The organism is Paraburkholderia fungorum, from assembly GCF_046027605.1.
GTDB lineage: Bacteria > Pseudomonadota > Gammaproteobacteria > Burkholderiales > Burkholderiaceae > Paraburkholderia > Paraburkholderia fungorum_F.
In genome coordinates, this window is sequence record NZ_JAQQEF010000001.1 from 322,355 (window position 1) to 339,641 (window position 17,287).

The 17,287-nt window shown below is 61.4% G+C and carries 13 protein-coding genes; 4 read left to right on the plus strand and 9 right to left on the minus strand.

The window, feature by feature from the left end:
* Positions 1-13: 13 nt before the first annotated feature.
* Positions 14-2,392 (minus strand): YjbH domain-containing protein, encoded by a 2,379-nt coding sequence (locus PQR53_RS01360; RefSeq protein WP_408450781.1) that lies wholly within the window; start codon positions 2,390-2,392, stop codon positions 14-16.
* A 23-nt stretch (positions 2,393-2,415) separates the two neighbouring features.
* Positions 2,416-3,795 (minus strand): undecaprenyl-phosphate glucose phosphotransferase, encoded by a 1,380-nt coding sequence (locus tag PQR53_RS01365; RefSeq protein ID WP_408451151.1) that lies wholly within the window; start codon positions 3,793-3,795, stop codon positions 2,416-2,418.
* A 747-nt stretch (positions 3,796-4,542) separates the two neighbouring features.
* On the opposite strand from PQR53_RS01365, the gene PQR53_RS01370 reads away from it, so the two are divergent.
* Positions 4,543-4,698 (plus strand): DUF3309 family protein, encoded by a 156-nt coding sequence (locus PQR53_RS01370; RefSeq protein ID WP_201073954.1) that lies wholly within the window; start codon positions 4,543-4,545, stop codon positions 4,696-4,698.
* 157 nt (positions 4,699-4,855) lie between these two features.
* Complete coding sequence (locus PQR53_RS01375; RefSeq protein ID WP_408450782.1) at positions 4,856-5,656, plus strand: SDR family oxidoreductase; 801 nt, start codon at positions 4,856-4,858, stop codon at positions 5,654-5,656.
* Here PQR53_RS01375 and PQR53_RS01380 read toward each other — a convergent pair.
* The 5 genes from PQR53_RS01380 to PQR53_RS01400 all read right to left on the minus strand — a co-directional run bounded on the left by PQR53_RS01380 (position 5,653) and on the right by PQR53_RS01400 (position 12,060).
* Entirely contained in the window at positions 5,653-7,056 is a 1,404-nt protein-coding gene (locus PQR53_RS01380; RefSeq protein WP_408450783.1) for a four-carbon acid sugar kinase family protein, read from the minus strand. The genes PQR53_RS01375 and PQR53_RS01380 overlap by 4 nt on opposite strands.
* A gap of 23 nt (positions 7,057-7,079) precedes the next feature.
* Positions 7,080-8,378 carry a ribulose-bisphosphate carboxylase large subunit family protein gene (locus PQR53_RS01385; protein ID WP_408450784.1) on the minus strand — a complete coding sequence of 433 codons (1,299 nt, stop codon included), beginning with the start codon at positions 8,376-8,378 and terminating at the stop codon, positions 7,080-7,082.
* Positions 8,375-8,914, minus strand: coding sequence for a VOC family protein (locus tag PQR53_RS01390; RefSeq protein ID WP_408450785.1), 540 nt, complete (start codon positions 8,912-8,914; stop codon positions 8,375-8,377). The genes PQR53_RS01385 and PQR53_RS01390 overlap by 4 nt, the downstream gene beginning before the upstream one ends.
* A gap of 102 nt (positions 8,915-9,016) precedes the next feature.
* Complete coding sequence (locus PQR53_RS01395) at positions 9,017-10,903, minus strand: TRAP transporter large permease (RefSeq protein WP_408450786.1); 1,887 nt, start codon at positions 10,901-10,903, stop codon at positions 9,017-9,019.
* A 131-nt stretch (positions 10,904-11,034) separates the two neighbouring features.
* On the minus strand, positions 11,035-12,060 hold the full coding sequence (locus PQR53_RS01400; protein WP_408450787.1) for a TRAP transporter substrate-binding protein: 1,026 nt from the start codon (positions 12,058-12,060) through the stop codon (positions 11,035-11,037).
* A gap of 197 nt (positions 12,061-12,257) precedes the next feature.
* On the opposite strand from PQR53_RS01400, the gene PQR53_RS01405 reads away from it, so the two are divergent.
* Positions 12,258-13,313: a LacI family DNA-binding transcriptional regulator gene (locus PQR53_RS01405; protein WP_408450788.1), complete on the plus strand. Its 1,056-nt coding sequence runs from the start codon at positions 12,258-12,260 to the stop codon at positions 13,311-13,313.
* A gap of 693 nt (positions 13,314-14,006) precedes the next feature.
* A complete protein-coding gene (locus PQR53_RS01410) occupies positions 14,007-14,480 on the plus strand; it encodes an Lrp/AsnC family transcriptional regulator (protein ID WP_179740439.1) in 474 nt (157 codons plus the stop codon).
* Between the two features lie 129 nt (positions 14,481-14,609).
* Here PQR53_RS01410 and PQR53_RS01415 read toward each other — a convergent pair whose 3' ends face one another.
* Positions 14,610-15,755, minus strand: coding sequence for an alpha-hydroxy acid oxidase (locus tag PQR53_RS01415; protein ID WP_408450789.1), 1,146 nt, complete (start codon positions 15,753-15,755; stop codon positions 14,610-14,612).
* A gap of 118 nt (positions 15,756-15,873) precedes the next feature.
* Positions 15,874-17,121, minus strand: coding sequence for a YbfB/YjiJ family MFS transporter (locus PQR53_RS01420; protein ID WP_408450790.1), 1,248 nt, complete (start codon positions 17,119-17,121; stop codon positions 15,874-15,876).
* Positions 17,122-17,287: the final 166 nt, after the last annotated feature.

Here is a 17,287-nt window from a genome sequence, read left to right on the forward strand (position 1 = left end):
TCTCCAGAGAAAGTCATTCACAATTGACCGGCACCAGCGCCCGTCCGTCGCCTACATCCTGCAAACCGCTTCCGCAGACGCCATGTGAAAGCGCAACGCCCGTCGATACAACAGGCACACTCACCTGCGGCTTCGGCTTCGTTGCGTCGCTACCAGGCCGCCCGTAACGCAGATACGCATCGCGCATCCGATAAAGCTGAGTCGAGAAGTACTCGCCGCTAAAGCGGCCCTGGTTCAACAGGTACTGCTGCGTGCTATACGGAAAGGCCATGTTCTCCGCCGCATTGGCCGACAGGTAATTCGTCGATCCAACCCGCGTGCGGAAATCGAGTCCGAACTGTTCAGAGCCATACACCTGACTGATCCCGGGCTTCATGCCCTGCCGTAACGTCAGCGGGAAGCTGATCGCCGCGCCCACAAACGTGCCCTGCCCGCTATGCTCGCCATGCACGCTCACCGATACGTCGTCGAACCAGCGCGTGAGCGTTGCAACCGGCCCCTTGTCTCCGCCGACAAAGCGCGCCACGCCCGCTTCGATCCACAGCTTCCAGGACGGTTGAACCCAGCGGTAAGTCAGCTCAGCATTCTTCTCACTCGGCAATTCGTCGTGGCCCGGCTCATGGTGCAAATAGGCAAGCCGCAATCGGATCAGATCCGGGCGACCCGGCACGAACACGGTCGTTTCGTTCTGCACGCCGACATACGAGTAATCGAACTTGCCGACCGATGCCACGTTGAACACCTGCGGCATGATCCAGAAGCTTTGAGCCAATGCGACTGCATTGAGACCGCCGCGCAGCCGGAAATCGCTGAACACGCGGCCTTCGTCCATGTTCTTCGTGTTGTAGATCGGCGCGATATAGCTCGCGTACAACTCGGCACCACGCCACAGTGGTACGAACCCTTCAATGTTGGCGCCGAGCGAAATGTCGAAGTTGCCGTACTCGGTGCCGTACAGATAACTGACGATCGGCTCGATCTGAATCCGCGTCAGACCATGCGTGTGCTCGTTGCCATGCCATGCGATCGAATCCGCGTCGTAGGTCGGACGCGTGCGCATCGTCAGTGAGGCACCTGCGGCCGTCGGCGCACCGCCTTCAACGAATTGCGCAAATGCATCACGATCGACAATGACTTCGCCCAACGGCTCGTTGGCCTTCTTGATGACCACGTGAATCTTGTCGGTGCCATGCGGTGCATTCACACTCGCCACGCCAAGCACAATGCCCAACGCGTCGGCTTCGTTCTGGTTGTAGCGATGGTTCTCGTACTCGACCACCAGGTCGCGACCACTCATCCCAACGCGCACCCGCTCGAGGCCCGCAGCAAAGAGCTGCGCGGCGATTTCGTCGAGCGCGGAGGTGTCCAGCGCTTCCGGAATGGCGGGCGACGGCGCTTCGGACGACTTGCCCGCCGTCACGTCACTCAGCATCACGGACGCATACGACTGCAGCGGCGGCACATACGTAATCGGCGCGGTCGCGAGCGCACCGTCGTTACCAGCGGCAGCGCCCATATCCACCGGTTGCAGACTGGCAAGTCGGATCGGGCCGTCATCGTCGGCATCCGCTGTCCCGGCGGCGGACACCTGCGGGCCTTCGCACAGTCCATCGGCACAACGCGTACTGCTAAAACGTTTGCCCAGCGGGATCTGAATGCCCACCGAGAACGACGTACGCGGCGACACGCCATCGGTCGAGCGGATCGCGCGCATGAACGTGCCGATCACGTTCGCATCGGCCAGCCAGCTAATCCGAGGAGACTGATAACGCACACCGGCGTAAGGCGTCTTCGAATCGTCTTCCGCGAGCAACGACAAACCCGTGTTCCACAGCGAGACTTGTGCGCCACCGAACAAGCCGTCGAGTCGATCACCCTGTCCGTAACCGGCAGTCAACGTCACCGGTCCAAATGCCTGCGACACCACACCATATTTCGAGCGGAAGAAATGTGTCTGGCCGCCAATGTCGCTAATGCCGAACGCAATGTTCGGCTGATACTTAAAGAACTTCGGCACTTCGAGTTTGACGTCACCCATCAGGTGACGAAACAGGAAGTGGTCCGCGTTGCTGAAGGGCGCGTGGACATCAGCCGGGTAATTGGCGAGTCCACCGGACACCTCGACATAGGGCAGCAAACCCACTGCGCCCCAATACATTTGCGAACCCGTCGCCTTCTTTCCGTAGCGCGGATCAATATAGTTGTTGTACTGCGTTTCAATAGTCCCTTCCGGGAGTACAAACGCGTACGGAATCACCAAACCACCCGACTGCCCCAGCGCATTGAGCGCCGGCTCGGCCGCTTGCGCCGAGGCGCAAAACGCTAGCGCCGCAGCAAGCGCCAATGCTCTCGGCGCCGATTCGGGTTGTTGTCCGCGTAATGTCAAGGCCATGTGTTTTTTATTATTTGCAGATGTCAGTACGCGTTGCTATGAACCAGACCCTTCGCTATCGTCGCCATGACAATTCGCATGTCGAGTCCGAACGACCAATTGCGCAAGTAGTACAGATCGTGTTCGACGCGTCCTTGCATCTTCTCGATCTGGTCTGTCTCTCCTCTGAATCCGTTGATCTGTGCCCATCCCGTGATCCCCGGCTTGATCCGGTACCGATGGATGTAACCGTTCACCACGTTCTGATAAAGCTCATCGTGTTCAATCGCGTGAGGCCGTGGCCCAACGACCGACATATCGCCCCACAGCACATTGAAGAACTGCGGCAACTCGTCCAGGCTGGTGCGCCTGAGAAATGCACCCACTCGCGTAATACGTGGATCGCCTCGCGTCGCCTGTTTCACCACGCCCGCTTCCACGGCGTGAGGACGCATCGAGCGAAACTTATAGATCTTGAAGATGCGTCCATCCGCACCCTTGCGCTTCTGCGTGAAAAACACGGGTCCACGCGAAGACAGCTTCACGGCAATCGCAATCGCGAACAGCAGCGGGGCCAGCGCAATCAGCGCGCAAGCAGCGAACACGCGATCGAAGATCTCTTTCTTCACCAGCGCGCGAGCCGGCACCGGCGACGCAACCAGGTTGATCGCCGGCATTCCGATCAGATCGATCATGCCGCTGTCGAACAGCGCAACGCTGCGCATATCCGGCACAAAACGCACATTCACGAGGTCGTCGCGGAACTCGGCGACAAAGCGCGAGATCGTGCGTTCTTCTGAAAGTGGCAACGCGAGCCACAACTCCTGCACATCGTGCGACCTGATGTACGCAGCAAACTTGCTGATGTCGTCGTACACCGGCACACCCGAGCCTATCGTTCCCATTACCGGCCGAACGTCAAAGGCTGCCGCCGCGCGAAAGCCACTCGCCGTCGAGCCTTCGATATTGCGTACTACCTGGTGGCAATGCGGCCCGCATCCCACCACGGCAACCCGGCGCAGATTCATCCCCGCGTGCCGGACGCGTGCAAGCACCGCATGCACCACCAGACGCGACACAATCAGCGCGCCGCCCGTGATTGCCATCCAATAGGCAAACCAGAGACGCGAAATGAAATCCGTGCGATGCAGCGAGAACATCAACACGAGCCCGCAGCCCTGCACCACGAACCAGGCCAGCGATACCTGGCCGGTCATCCGCAGCATCGCCCGTCCACGCCATGAGCCGTAGACGCCGAATACGGGGAACAGAACCAGCGTAAAAGCCGCGGCCAACGCAACAAATGCGGTATCGATACGGCTTTGCGCGAGATCTTCAAATCGCACTTGCGAAGCGGCCAGCGCCCCGAGAACGACGAGCACCACATCGAGCAAGCGCGCGATCAGGCTTTGCAACCCCGGTATCGTTCTTCTTTGCTGCGCAAAATTCGCCGTATCCATTCCTATCCCCGCGCTGGTCTCTCGCGCCAAACGTTCTTGTCGAGCTGTTCAACCTGTGTTCGCTTCAACAGCTCATGCGTCTCGTCCTTCAACCACCACGCTCTTCGCGACAACAACACCGCCCCGGCACGCGAAGAAGCGCGCAATGCAATCAATCTGGATTTCACTCATCCGGCGCGAAACCAAGCGACTGGACGTTCCTGAACAACAATGAGGGATGATCTGCAAGCCGCTCGCACCCGTTCAAGCTTGGCACTCAGGAAAAACGCCGCCACGTCGAGATCAGAACGCCGATCACATCGCTTGTGCGTTGAGGAGACCGGCCTGATAACCCCCGATCAGGCCGGTCGTTGACTCGAACTTCACCAGCACTTACTGCCTCTCTTGTCTGTGTTGTGCACCGCGCAACCTTTAAAGCAGCAAGCATGCCAATCTTCAGATTCTTTTCACAATTAGCCTCAGAGACTCGGGCAAACCCTTGTCGGATATATGGTTTGCCGCGGGCACTCTGCTTCAGCAAGCCGGAAAAATTGCGCGAAATCGCGTGGGGTAACGCGCTCGTTACGTAACACCGCCCGTAACGGCCGACGTTGGGCACACGCCTTGCTCACTCCCAGAACATCGATACTGCCTTTTCGCAAGCGCGCCCCGGCGCGCACTGCATGGCTGTCGTGACAGGCAGGTCCTATCAACTCAAGCGGAGGTATTTATATGTTGGGAACTATTCTTCTGATTGTGCTGATCCTTCTCCTCATCGGTGCGTTTCCGACGTGGCCGCATAGCCGTTCGTGGGGCTATGCGCCGACTGGCGGTATCGGCATCGTGGTGATCGTCGTGATTGTGCTGGTCGTCGCAGGCGTGATATAGACGGACTGAAGTGCTCGCCTCAGCAGGTCGAACCGAGCCGGCCGCCGGATATCGATGCAGTTCTCTGCATGGATATCCGGCGGCCTCGTTATGTCAGTAGTGGCTGGGGGTCGGTCGGCAGTCGATCGGAAATCACGTCGTTACACCGGAGAACGCAATGGAAAAGTTACTCGACCATCAGGTCGCTTTGATCACAGGCGCCAGTTCGGGCATCGGATCCGGCGTGGCGCAAGCGCTGGCGAATGCGGGCGCGGCCGTGGTGCTGAATTACCATTCGCATGGCGAAGCGGCAGAAGCGCTCGCCGATAAGATTGGCAAGGCGGGCGGCAGGGCGATCGCCGTTCAAGCGGACGTGGCCGATCCCGCTCAGGTCGAAAAGATGTTCGACGCGTGCCGCAAACACTTCGAGAGCGTCGATATCGTCATCGCCAATTCCGGTGTTCAGAAAGACAATGCGTTCACCGATATGACGCTCGATGATTGGAAAGCCGTTCTGGCAACCAATCTCACCGGCCAGTTCCTGACGACCCAGGCAGCCGTGAAGGAATTTCGGCGACGCGGGCCGCGGCCCGTTTCCAAAGCGCTTGGAAAGATCATCTGCATGAGCTCAGTGCACGAGTTGATCCCATGGGGCGGTCACGTCAATTACGCGGCGTCCAAAGGCGGCATTCAGATGTTTATGAAGTCACTGGCACAGGAGGTCGCGCCCGAGCGCATTCGCGTGAATTCCATTGCACCGGGCGCGATCCGTACACCGATCAACAAGGATGCGTGGGATACGGAAGCCGCGCTCGAGAAATTATTGAAGCTGATTCCCTATGGGCGCATGGGCGAAACCGAGGATATCGGCAAAGCCGCTGTCTGGCTCGCGTCGGATGAAAGCGACTACGTGGTGGGCACGACACTATTCGTCGACGGCGGCATGACGCTATACCCCGGCTTTGCCGACAATGGTTAGTGCCTGTCTGCCTCATCGCCGGCATTACCATTCAGCAGTTGCTCGAAAAGGTCGGCATCGCCCATCTGGCCGCCCTTGAGCACGATTTCCATGCCGTCGAGTTCGCTCCGGTCGGCGTGCAGGCGGCACACCGTGACGCCCGCCGATAAGGGCGCGAGATACGACAGCCCCCAGGCGTCGAGTGCGCGGACGGCGAAGCTCGATGTGTCGCCCCCTGCAATCCCGATGCGTTGCAATCTCACCTTGCCGAGTACCTCTCGCAGCAACGAGGCGCATGTATGGGCGAGTTGCGGCAGCGCGCGGCGTGCTTCGCCTTCGGCTTTGACCGCGACGGTTGCATCATCGGCTGCATGCACTGCACGACGCGTCGTGAATGCGAGCACATTGCGTCCATCACGCAACGGCCCGACGATTGCGGCAACACGCGTGGCCAGATAATCCGCGGCACCTTCGCCCGTCATTTGCAGCGGGTCAAGTTCCACGCGTAAATAAGACTGCGCCGCGGCGATCTGCACTTCGGTCAAGGGCGAAAGACTGCCGGCCAGCACGAACACCGGTCCGCGCGCGCGCGCCAGCGACAGGGGCGCAACGTTGACTTCTCCCCGTTCACCCGCCTCGTTGAGCGCACTCGCATAAGCCTGCGCCACACTGCTCGCCCCAATCGCGAGCAACGGCGCTTGTGCCTTGGCATGACCAGCGATCAACCGTCCGATCGCGCGCAAATGCGAGTCGTCGAGCACATCAAATAGCACGGCATCCGGTTTCGATTCGAGCCGGCAATCCAACGCCGTTTGCAGCGTCGCGTCATCGCCTGCATAGCAACGCCAGTCGATCGATTGCACGTTCTCCAGCCCTTGACGCTGCAAATGAACGCGCAAGTCCGCCTCATTCATCGGCGTGACAGGATGACGGCTCATGGTCGGATGACGGTCGATCCTGTAAATCGACTGTCGATGATCGTCCGCGCCCGCCGCCGCGAACAGTTCGCCGAACACGCAATAGCGACGCAGATTCGGTTGACCGCCAACCACCGCGACCAACGGATTCGCGCAGTATTCGCGCAACGTGCGAATCGCCACGCCGATGCTGCCGGTCTGCGGTGCGCTATCGAAAGTCGAGCACACCTTGTAGTGCATCACGCGTACGCCTAGCGCGGCGAACGCGGCCCCCACGCGCGCCAGCTCCTGCTGCTGCAACTGCGGCGGCATGGTCCGCGCGGCGCCCGCGATACCCACCGCGTCGAGCCGGCCCAGCATCGAAAGCCGTGCGGCATCCGGTGGCGCGAAGAGCAGCATGGTGCGCAAACCGGCGCGGGCGAGATGAGCGAGCGTGTCGGTCGCGCCGGTAAAGTCGTCGCCGTAGAAGCCATAGGCAGGGTTATCGCCGCTGATATCCCGCATGCCACTCGCCTCCTGTATATCGCTCACGTGCGGCCACCGAAAAATTCCAACGCTCGCCGCAATTCCGGATTGTGCTCGGCGTAGACCTCCAGCGGCGTGCCGGCCTGCACGGCTTCCCAGGCTTGTCGAACACTCGTGACGCCTGCCGCGGGACCGTCCGGATGCGCGAGAATGCCGCCGCCCGACATGAACAGCAAGTCGGTGGAGCGCACGGCGTCGAATGTCGCTTGCACGGTGCCGGCCCATTGTCCTGACGAAAACGCGGGCAGCACGATATCGTCGCCACCCGGTGCGAGCGGCGTGGCGCAATCGCGCGCGGACTCGATCACCTCGGTGTCGCTCTGCGCGAACTTTCCGGCGAGGCCGTGCACGTGCATATGATCGACACCCGTCAAACGCCAAAGTGTCTGATACGCCTGGAACGACATGCCGAGCGCGGGATCGCGCGACATCATGCCGTAGCCGTTGCGATGCGCGTGCAGGACGAGCGGTGTCGCGCGACGCAGTGTCTGGAGCGCGGAAAAGCCGCACCAGTTGATGCTGGCCATCACGCAACTACCGCCTTCCCGCTCGACGAGTTCCGCGTGACGGCGCATGGCGTCGAGATCGTCGGTGATATTGAAGGCGACCATGACCGGACGGCCGCTACGCTCGCGGTAGTTGCGCACTTCCCTCATCACCGCACGCACGCGTTCCGCGAGCGGGGCGTGCGTGGGATTCGCGCACACTTCATCGTCCTTGATGAAATCGACGCCCGCCTCGCATAACTCGCGCACAAGTGCCGCTGTTTCTTCCGCGCTCAGGCCAACGTTCGGCTTGATGATGGTGCCGATCATCGGTCGGTCCGCGACTTGCGTCAGCGCCCGCGTGCCGGCTACACCATGACGCGGCAACTCGAAGCGAGCCCGGTAAGACGCCGGCAAGCGCAACGACAACAGCCGCATGCCCGTGACTTCGCCGAGGTCATACAGATTGCCGGCGACGGTCGCGGCCAGCGTCGGCAGATTCGCATCAATGTTGGCAAGCGGGAACGACAGCGTGACGCGCGCGCGCCGCCACGGTCCCGGCGTGCCCTGACGGGTGAGCCATGCGTTCGGCAAGCTGGGCTGTGCGGCCGGCTCGAGTTCCTCGATGCACACCACGCTCGCGCGGCTGCGCGCGCGCAGCGCGTCGGACTCGTTGGCGACCCGCACAAACGTGCCGCTCGACTGCTCGCCTGCCATCACGTCGGCGACGCGGGCCGGATCGAGCGGCGTCTCGATCAGATAGTCGGCTTCGAGGCAATCGTCATTGATAGCCTGCCGTTGCAGCGTCGCGTTCATAGCGCGCTCAGATCAGGAAACCGGCGCACCGGATCACGGCCATCCCAATCGAGCGAGGCCGCATGGATCATGTCGAATAGTTTGCCTTTGGGCCCGGCGATTTCCGACAACTCAATCACCGTGCCTGGATGATTTTCCGTGTCGAAGTAGACGAAGCGGCCGTTGCGCCCTACTTCACCGCTCATCGCGACCTTGAAGCCTTGCTCCTGCAAACGGGCAAGGTCCGCGTCGAATGAAGTGGTCCAATACGCGTTGTGCTGCAAACCGGTGTTACCCGCGGCGAGAAAGTCGCGATACATGGACGGCGCATTGTTGCGTGTCTGAATCAGTTCGACCTGCAACGGTCCCGAGTTCGCCAGCGCCACCGAGTTATGCACGTCATACGATTGCCCGCGATACGTGTAATTCTCGATCGGCACGCGTTCGTTGTAGAACCACGGACCCACGCCGAGCACGCGGCTCCAATAGTCCATCGCGGCCTCGATATCACGCACGACATATCCGGCCTGGCGGATCTCGCCAAAGAAACGACTCATGAAACTCTCCCGATGCTGCCAGTTTTAAAAGACGAGCGACGCCCCGGCGCAGCGGGACGCAGCGCCCGAATATCGAACCCGTGAAGAGACTTAAAAGAAACCTTAGAGAAAACCGATAGAAATCCAGGGAATCGCCGCGACCAGAATCAGGCCGACAATCAAAGCGCCCATATAACCGACAATCGGACGAATGCCCGCATCGGGATTGACCTTACTGATCGCACACGCCGAGTAGTAGCCAACGCCGAACGGCGGCGAGAACAGACCCACGCCCATCGAGAGAATCACGACGATCGCGTAGTGCACTTCATTGACGCCGGCGAGTCGCGCGATCGGAAACAGCAGCGGCCCGAACAGCACGATGGCGGGGATGCCTTCGAGCACACTGCCGAGCATCACGAACACGACGATCGAGACCGCCAGAAAACCATACGCGCCGCCGGGCATCGAGCCCATCAATTGCGCGAGGTCCTGCGAGAAGCCGGATTGCGTCAGTGCCCACGCCATAGCCGTCGCGCATCCGATGATGAACAGGATCGCGCCCGACAAGGTCGCCGCATCCACCAGCATGCGGCCGAGGCGCTTCCATTCGAAGCGCCGGTACACCAGGAGCCCGATCACCATCGCATACGCAATACCAATGGTCGACACTTCGGTCGCGGTGGCCACGCCTTCGACCACCGCCATTCTGATCACGAACGGCAACGCCAGCGCCGGCAGCGACACGAGGAACAGACGCCCGATCTGCCGCTTGCTGAAGCGCTGCGCACCGCTCAGGTCCTCCTTGCGATAGCGCCACCACACCACCACGCACAGAATCAACGCGAGCACCGCGCCCGGCAACATCCCGGCGGTGAAGAGCGCGGAGATCGACAGGCCGGTCACCGAGCCGATCGTAATCAGCACGATGCTCGGTGGGATCGTTTCGCTTTGCGCGCCGGTGGTGGCAAGCAATGCGACCAGATCGCCTTCCGAGGCGCCGCGTTTTTTCATTTCGGGGAACAGCACCGGCGCGATGGCCGCCATGTCCGCGACTTTCGAACCGGAGATGCCCGACACCAGATACATCGCGCCGATCAGCACGAACGACAAACCGCCGTGCACGTGACCGACGAGACTCGCGAGAAACTCGATCATCGCGCGCGCCATGCCGGTCATTTCGATCAGCAAGCCGAGAAACACGAACAGCGGCACCGCCAGCAACACCAGATGCGACATCCCCTCGTCCATGCGGCCGACCACCACTTCGAGCGGCGTGAAGGTCGAGAGGCCGAGATAGCCGAACGTGGCGAGCGCGAAAGAAAAGCCGATGGGTACGCCCGAAAAAATACCGATCGCGACCACGCCCACGAAGAAGATCACCAGATTGACTTTACCGAGTGTCTGGAGCCACGGGGCGCCGAACACCGCCACCACGCCTAGCAGGGCGGCAATCCCGAGCACGATCAGCACATCGCGCATTCGACTCACCTGCGCGAGACGGATCAGGCCGACGATCAGCATGAGTGCGGCACCGATCGGCAACGCGAGCGCGCGCCACGCGTTGCTGATCTCCAGCGCGGGTGTGACGATCGCCGCCTCACCGGACGCGTAGTCGTAGGCGGGGCCGATCAACAGCGCGAGCAATGCAATCGACGCAGCGATCGCCAGGGTATCGACGAACGCGCGGCGCTCCGGCGAAAGACGGCTGACGAAAGCCGTCATCCGCATATGCTCGCCGCGCCGCAACGCGAGTACGGCGCCGAGCATGGCGAGCCACAGGAACAGAATCCCCGCGAGTTCGTCCGACCACACCAGCGGCTGGTGCAGCACGTAGCGGCAGATCACGCCCGCCAGCATCACGACGATCTCCACCGCCAGCAAAGCTGCCGCGCAGACCTCGACGAGCGCGATCAAGCCGCGATCAAAGACTCTCAGCCAGCGGCGCGGCACGCTCGCCGCGTCTAACGCGACGGCCGCCTCGGCAGGATTCAATACGTGATTCGACATGCTGGTGCCTCCTCGCGGCCGCTCGCCGCGCTTCGTCTCATGCTCACCGCTGTGCCGCACAGCCGGGCTCCGTATTTATAGTTACAGCGCGGCTCACAGCGCACGGTTCACAGCGGGTTCCAGGCTCACGCTCAAGCCAGCTTGCCAACCGATTGTTCGAGCAGGTCCCACGCCTGCGTGCCGAACTTGCTCTTCCATTCGGCGTAGAAGCCTGCTTGACGCAGCGCCGCGCGAAACGTGTCCGGTGCCGGGCGATTGACCGCGAGGCCCTTGCTTTGCAGGTCCGCGACAGCAGCCTCGTTGAGCTTGCGAACGTCATCGCGTTGTTTCAGCGCGCTTTGATTGAACGCGTCGCTTGCAATGCCTTGCAGATCCTTCGGCAAGCGTTGCCACGCGCGCGGGTTCAGGACGAACCAGTAGCCGTCCCACATGTGGTTGGTCAACGAACAATACTTCTGGACTTCGTAGAGTTTCGCGACCTGCACGATCGGCAGCGGATTCTCCTGAGCATCGACGATATGCGTTTGCAGCGATGAATAGACTTCGCTGAATTGCAGACTCGTCGGTGAAGCACCGAGGCCTTTGAACATGTCGATGCTGAGCGGACTCACCGGCACGCGGATCTTCAGACCATGCATGTTCTGCGCGCTCGTGATCGGGCCGTTGCTGGTGGTGGTCTGACGAAAACCGTTGTCCCACATCTTTTCAAACGACTCGAGCCCGGCCTTCTGCATCGCCGCGCGCACATAGGCGCCGAGCTTGCCGTCCATCGCGCTCCACACCTGGTTGTAATCGCTGAAAGCAAAGCCGACCGCATTGATCGCCACCGACGGCGCGAGCGTGGACACCACCAGCGCCGACGGCGTGAACATCTCGATGCCGCCGCTACGCACTTGCGCGAGCATGTCGGTATCGCCGCCAAGCTGGTTGTTAGGGAATATCCGGATCTCCATGCGCCCCTTCGACGCCTCTTTGATCTGGTTCGCCGCTTCCTGCGAGCGCACGTTCAACGGATGCGTGAGCGGCAGGTTATTGCCGTACTTGAACACGAACTCCGGGCCGGACGCCGCGCGCACGATCGCCGGAAAGCCCAGCGCGCCGGCTACCGGCATGGCGGCAGCGGCACGCAGCAACGTGCGTCTCGCGAGGTTGGTCATTTGGGTGTCTCCTTGCTTATAATTGATGTGACTGTCGAATCCATCAAAAACCATCATCACCTGCTGACACTGCGTTGATTTCCGGTCACTGCGTATCAGTCGTCGTGCGATAGCTGCAAGACTAGGCGTGCGCGGCAACTGCGTCAAACCGCGAACTTGATGGTTTTTGATGGACTTCACTCTGCGAAGGGACTGTTATGTCCGAACCGGTTTCCCTCAACGCCGCAGCACGGGCGCGCATTCCCGACATTGCGCGCGTCGCCGGGGTCTCGACCGCCACGGTGGATCGCGTGCTCAATGGCCGCGAAGGAGTACGCGCCGTCACCGCGCAACGGGTCCTGCAAGCAGCCGCGCAACTCGGCTATCTGCTGACACCGGAGGCGCCCGCCACGCCCGCTTCAAAACCGATGCGCATCGCGTTCCTGCTGCCTGCCGGCACCAATCGCTATCTGCACATGCTCGGCGACTATATCGACTTCGCGCACGACCAGTGGAACGCGTTGGACATGAAGTGCCGCGTTCATTACGTCGAGAGTTTCAACCCGAGAGAACTTGCCGACCGTCTGCTGCATTACGGCCAGCGCGCGGATGGCGTGGTGTTCATGGCGCTCGAACATCCCGTCGTGCGCGATGCGGTCAATACGCTGGCCGATCAGGGTGTGCCGGCAATTACATTGATTTCCGATCTGTCGAATGCGCGGCGCCTCGCGTACGTCGGCATCGACAATCGCGCAGCGGGGCGCACGGCGGCATTGCTGCTGGGGCGCTTCATGGGGCCGCGGCCGAGCGGGAAGATCGCGATGCTGGCAGGCAGCCTCAACTATCGCGGGCATGAGGAACGTGAGATCGGCTTTTTGCATCTGATCGAATCGACGTTCCCTTCGGTCAGAGTAATTGGTCTGCGTGAAGGACACGACGACAGCGAGCGCAATTATGCGCAGACCCGCAAGCTGCTGGAACAGCACCCCGATCTCGCCGGGATTTACAACAGTGGCGGCGGATCAGACGGCGTCGCTCGCGCAATTGCCGAAGCGCGTTCCGAGCAGAAAATTCTGTTTGTCGGACACGGCTTGACGCCTGACACGAGGGCGTTGCTGATCGACGGAACCATGGATGCATTGATCACGCAAACACCGCAGGCCATGGTGGGGAATTGTTTGCGGATTTTCCGCAACGTACGGGAAAAACGTGATGCGATGAGTGATGTGAAGCCGGTGCAGTTCAGCATTGTGCTGAGGGAGAATCTGCCTTGATGTGCGGGGGTTTCGGCCTTTTTAGCAGGCGCGTGGATGTGAGCGACTACCGTCAGGCACGCCGGATGCTGAATCACCATCGTATTCAAACTTCGATACGAAAGGAGATCACATCATGCCTTATCTTCTCGGCTGGCTTCTTGGCGTCCCGCTGATCGTACTGGTCATCCTGTACCTCATTTTCCACTGATCCTTTGCAACATAAGCAGTTCACCTGAAGGTCATTGCGCGCGGCGCCGCCAGTTCCGGCGACCGCGCGTCTCAATGACACCCACCTCATGGGTGTCTTCTTGCGCCCGCTTCCTTCGTGCGTCGGCGCACCTGCCCTTGCCGGCGTTACTGCGCTCATTCGATCGTTCGAGGACAGCGTACGGACGGTAGGTGCCAACAAGCATTCGGCTAGGAAAAATGCTCCATGCCCGGCGAGCGCGTCTCCCGGCGTGGGTAACGCCGGAATTCGCCCGCGTGCCACCTTCCTGTGAAGGCAGCGAGACACCGGATGGCAGCTTGTGGCCGCGTCAGACCGCAGGCCCGAGGCCGGCGGCCCAGACGGTTGTCCCGGGCACGAATGCACCCTGAAAATATACCCGGGCGCAGGCTGGATATGCTTCTTAAAGCAATCTACCGGTTCATCGATTTCAGAACGATCTTCATCTAGAATGGCATTTATCCGAATATTCTTCCGAGAATGCCATGACCACCCGAAATCGCCCACTCGACAACCAGGACCGGAAGATCATGCGCGAATTGCAGAAGAACGCGCGCCTGAGCAACGCCGAGCTCGCCGAACTGGTCGGCATGTCGACCACCGCGTGCTGGAATCGCACACGTCAACTGGAAACCGAGGGGTACATTCGCGGCTACGTCGCGTTGCTCGATCAGCAGAAGCTCGGCTTCGCCGACGTGGTGCTGCTCGAGGTGACGCTCGACCGCCACGACGACGACGCCCTGGCCCGCTTCGGTGCCGAACTGGCAACGTTGACTGAAGTGCTGGAAGCGTATCTGGTGTCGGGCGAGTACGACTACCTGGTCAAAGTGGCCGTCGACGGTACGGCCGGCTACGAGCGGTTTCTACGCGAGAAGCTCTACAAGATCGCCGGCATCCGTCACAGCCGCTCGATGTTTGCGCTGCGATGCATGAAGAGCATTCCGTCGGTGCAGATTTAGCGCCGTGAAGCGTTCGCCATCGCCGCGGGCGGACCCTGGAACAAGCTAGTTCGAGATCTACGAGCGCCTCGCAGGTAGCGTAGAAGCGACTTGCCTTGGTAACCAGAATCCGCCGCCAGGCGTCTGCCTTCAACGCCTCTCAGGCAGCAGGATCCGCTCGTCCACTTGACGAATATCAGTGTGGCCGCAAAAGGCCATGGTGATGTCCAGTTCCTTCTGGATGATCTGCAGGCACTGCGTGACACCGGCCTCCCCCATTGCACCCAGCCCATAGAGGAAGCTGCGGCCGATCAGCGTGCCTTTCGCGCCGAGCGCAACGGCTTTCAGCACGTCCTGACCGCTGCGGATGCCGCCATCCATCCACACTTCGATGCGCGAGCCGACCTCGCGTGCGATCTCGGGCAACGCCGAGATCGACGAGGGTGCACCGTCGAGTTGACGGCCGCCGTGGTTGGAGACGATCAACGCGTCGGCGCCGCTGTCGGCGGCAAGGCGCGCGTCTTCGACATCCATGATGCCTTTCAGAATGAGTTTGCCGCCCCACAGTTTCTTGACCCATTCGACGTCGGCCCAGCTCAGCCCCGGATCGAACTGCTCGGCGGTCCACGAGCTCAGCGACGACAGATCGCCCACGCCCTTCGCATGACCGACGATGTTGCCGAAGGTGCGCCGCCGGGTGCCGAGCATGCCGAGGCACCAGCGCGGCTTGGTCGCGAGGTTGATGAGGTTCGCCGGGGTCAATTTGGGGGGCGCCGACAGGCCGTTCTTGATGTCCTTGTGGCGTTGGCCGAGGATCTGCAAGTCCAGCGTAAGCATCAAGGCGCTGCACCGCGCCGCGCGAGCGCGCTCGATCAAACGCACAATGAAATCACGGTCGCGCATCATATAAAGCTGGAACCAGAATGGCTTGCTGGTCTGGGCGGCCACGTCCTCAATCGAGCAGATGCTCATCGTGGACAAGGTGAACGGCACGCCGAACTTCTCCGCCGCGCGCGCCGCGAGGATTTCGCCGTCGGCATGTTGCATGCCGGTCAACCCCGTCGGCGCGAGCGCCACGGGCATGGCAGCCTCCTGACCGATCATTTCCGTGCGCGTACTGCGGCCGGCCATGTTGACCGCCACGCGTTGGCGTAGCTGCAAGCGATGGAAGTCGCTTTCATTGGCGCGGTAGGTACTTTCGGTCCACGAGCCGCTGTCGGCGTAGTCGTAGAACATGCGCGGCACGCGTTGTTGGGCAAGTACGCGTAAATCTTCGATGCAGGTGATGGCAGGCACGGCTTCTCTCAGCGTGGGGAACAAGCCGTGAGTGTACGTTCTTAAACCCGTTGTCCGGTATTCCGGGAATTCCTGGGGACAATTCAAAACGGCTTCGCGGGGGCCTCGCTGAGCCGGCTCAGACTCCGCGCAAGGGCTTCTGGCAAGCGGCCAGCACCGCGCCAGCCGCAAGCAGCAATGCCGAATAGACCAGCCCACGTGCAAGACCGGCGCCATCCGAGACCCAGCCGATCACCATCGGCCCGACGATCTGGCCGAACGCAAACACGATCGTGAAGGCGCTGATGCCCTTGGCCCAGTGACTCACCGGCAAATTGTGGCGCACAAAAGCCGTGGTCGACGCGACGGCCGAGAGAAACGTCGCGCCGAACAGCACGCCGGAGACAAACGCTACCCATGGTTGCGTGAACCAGGCGGGCAGCAGCGTCGCCACCGCGAGCAACGCGTTGAGGATCGCGAGCGCGTGGCCGCCGCGCATCCGGTCGAGCAAACCGCACCACAGCCGTGCCGATACAACGGTCGCTACGCCAAGCAACAGATAGAAGCCCGTTACCACCACCGCGCTCATCCCCGCGTTGCGCAGCAGCGCGACGATGAACGTCATGTAGCCGATATAGCCGACACCGAACAGTGCATAGCCTGCCAGCGCGGGACTGAAACGTGGCCAACGCGGCGCGTCGGTTGCGTCGTTTGCCTGTGCGGTCGAAGCCCCAATCGCGTGCACGCTTTCGATTTTCCTCGCTGCGCCGATCGCGACGGCGGCGAACGCGGCGCATGCGGCCGCCAGGGCGAACCACGCAAACTGCCAGCCGTGCGCGCCGTTGACAATCGTCAGCGGCACCAGCACAGATGAAGCGACGATGCCCCAACCGGTCCCGCCGTAATACAGGCCGAGCACGAGCCCCGCGTCGGATGGTCTGGCTGACGCGAGCCGCGCCGCCAGCACGCCACCGCTGATGAAAACCGCCGCGCTGCTCGCGCCGGTAATCACGCGTAACACGAGTAGCGAATGGGTATCGGCAAGCAGACCGCTGACGGCCATCAAACCCGCAGTGGCGACGCAACCGGCGCCGAACAACGCAGCGGCCGACCAGCGGCGCGCGAGCCGCGGAAAAGCCAGCGCGCCCAGCAAATAGCCCAGTGCATTGGCGGTATTCATCGCGCCGGCCTGAGCGAAGCTCCAGCCGAGATCGAGTTTCATCGACGGCAACAGCAGCGCGTACGCGAAGCGCGCAAGACCCAGCGCGATCGCGCTGCCTAACGACAGGCCGGCGGCCAGCAGCAAAGTGGGAAGGCGCTGCGCCGCTGCGGCGGAGGTTGAGGTGGACGTGACGGTCGATGCGGCGTCGAAAGATTTCGTGGACATTGGCTAGCTTGGATAAACAAGGATGCGGCAGCCTTGCTGCGGCATTTCGCCATCATATCTGTGGATGCCTCGAGGAGTTGACCGTTAGTTGCGGGTTGAATACCGTGCCGTTTGACCTCGTAAATGCGAATGATTTGCATTTACGAGGAAATTAACGCATGATGAA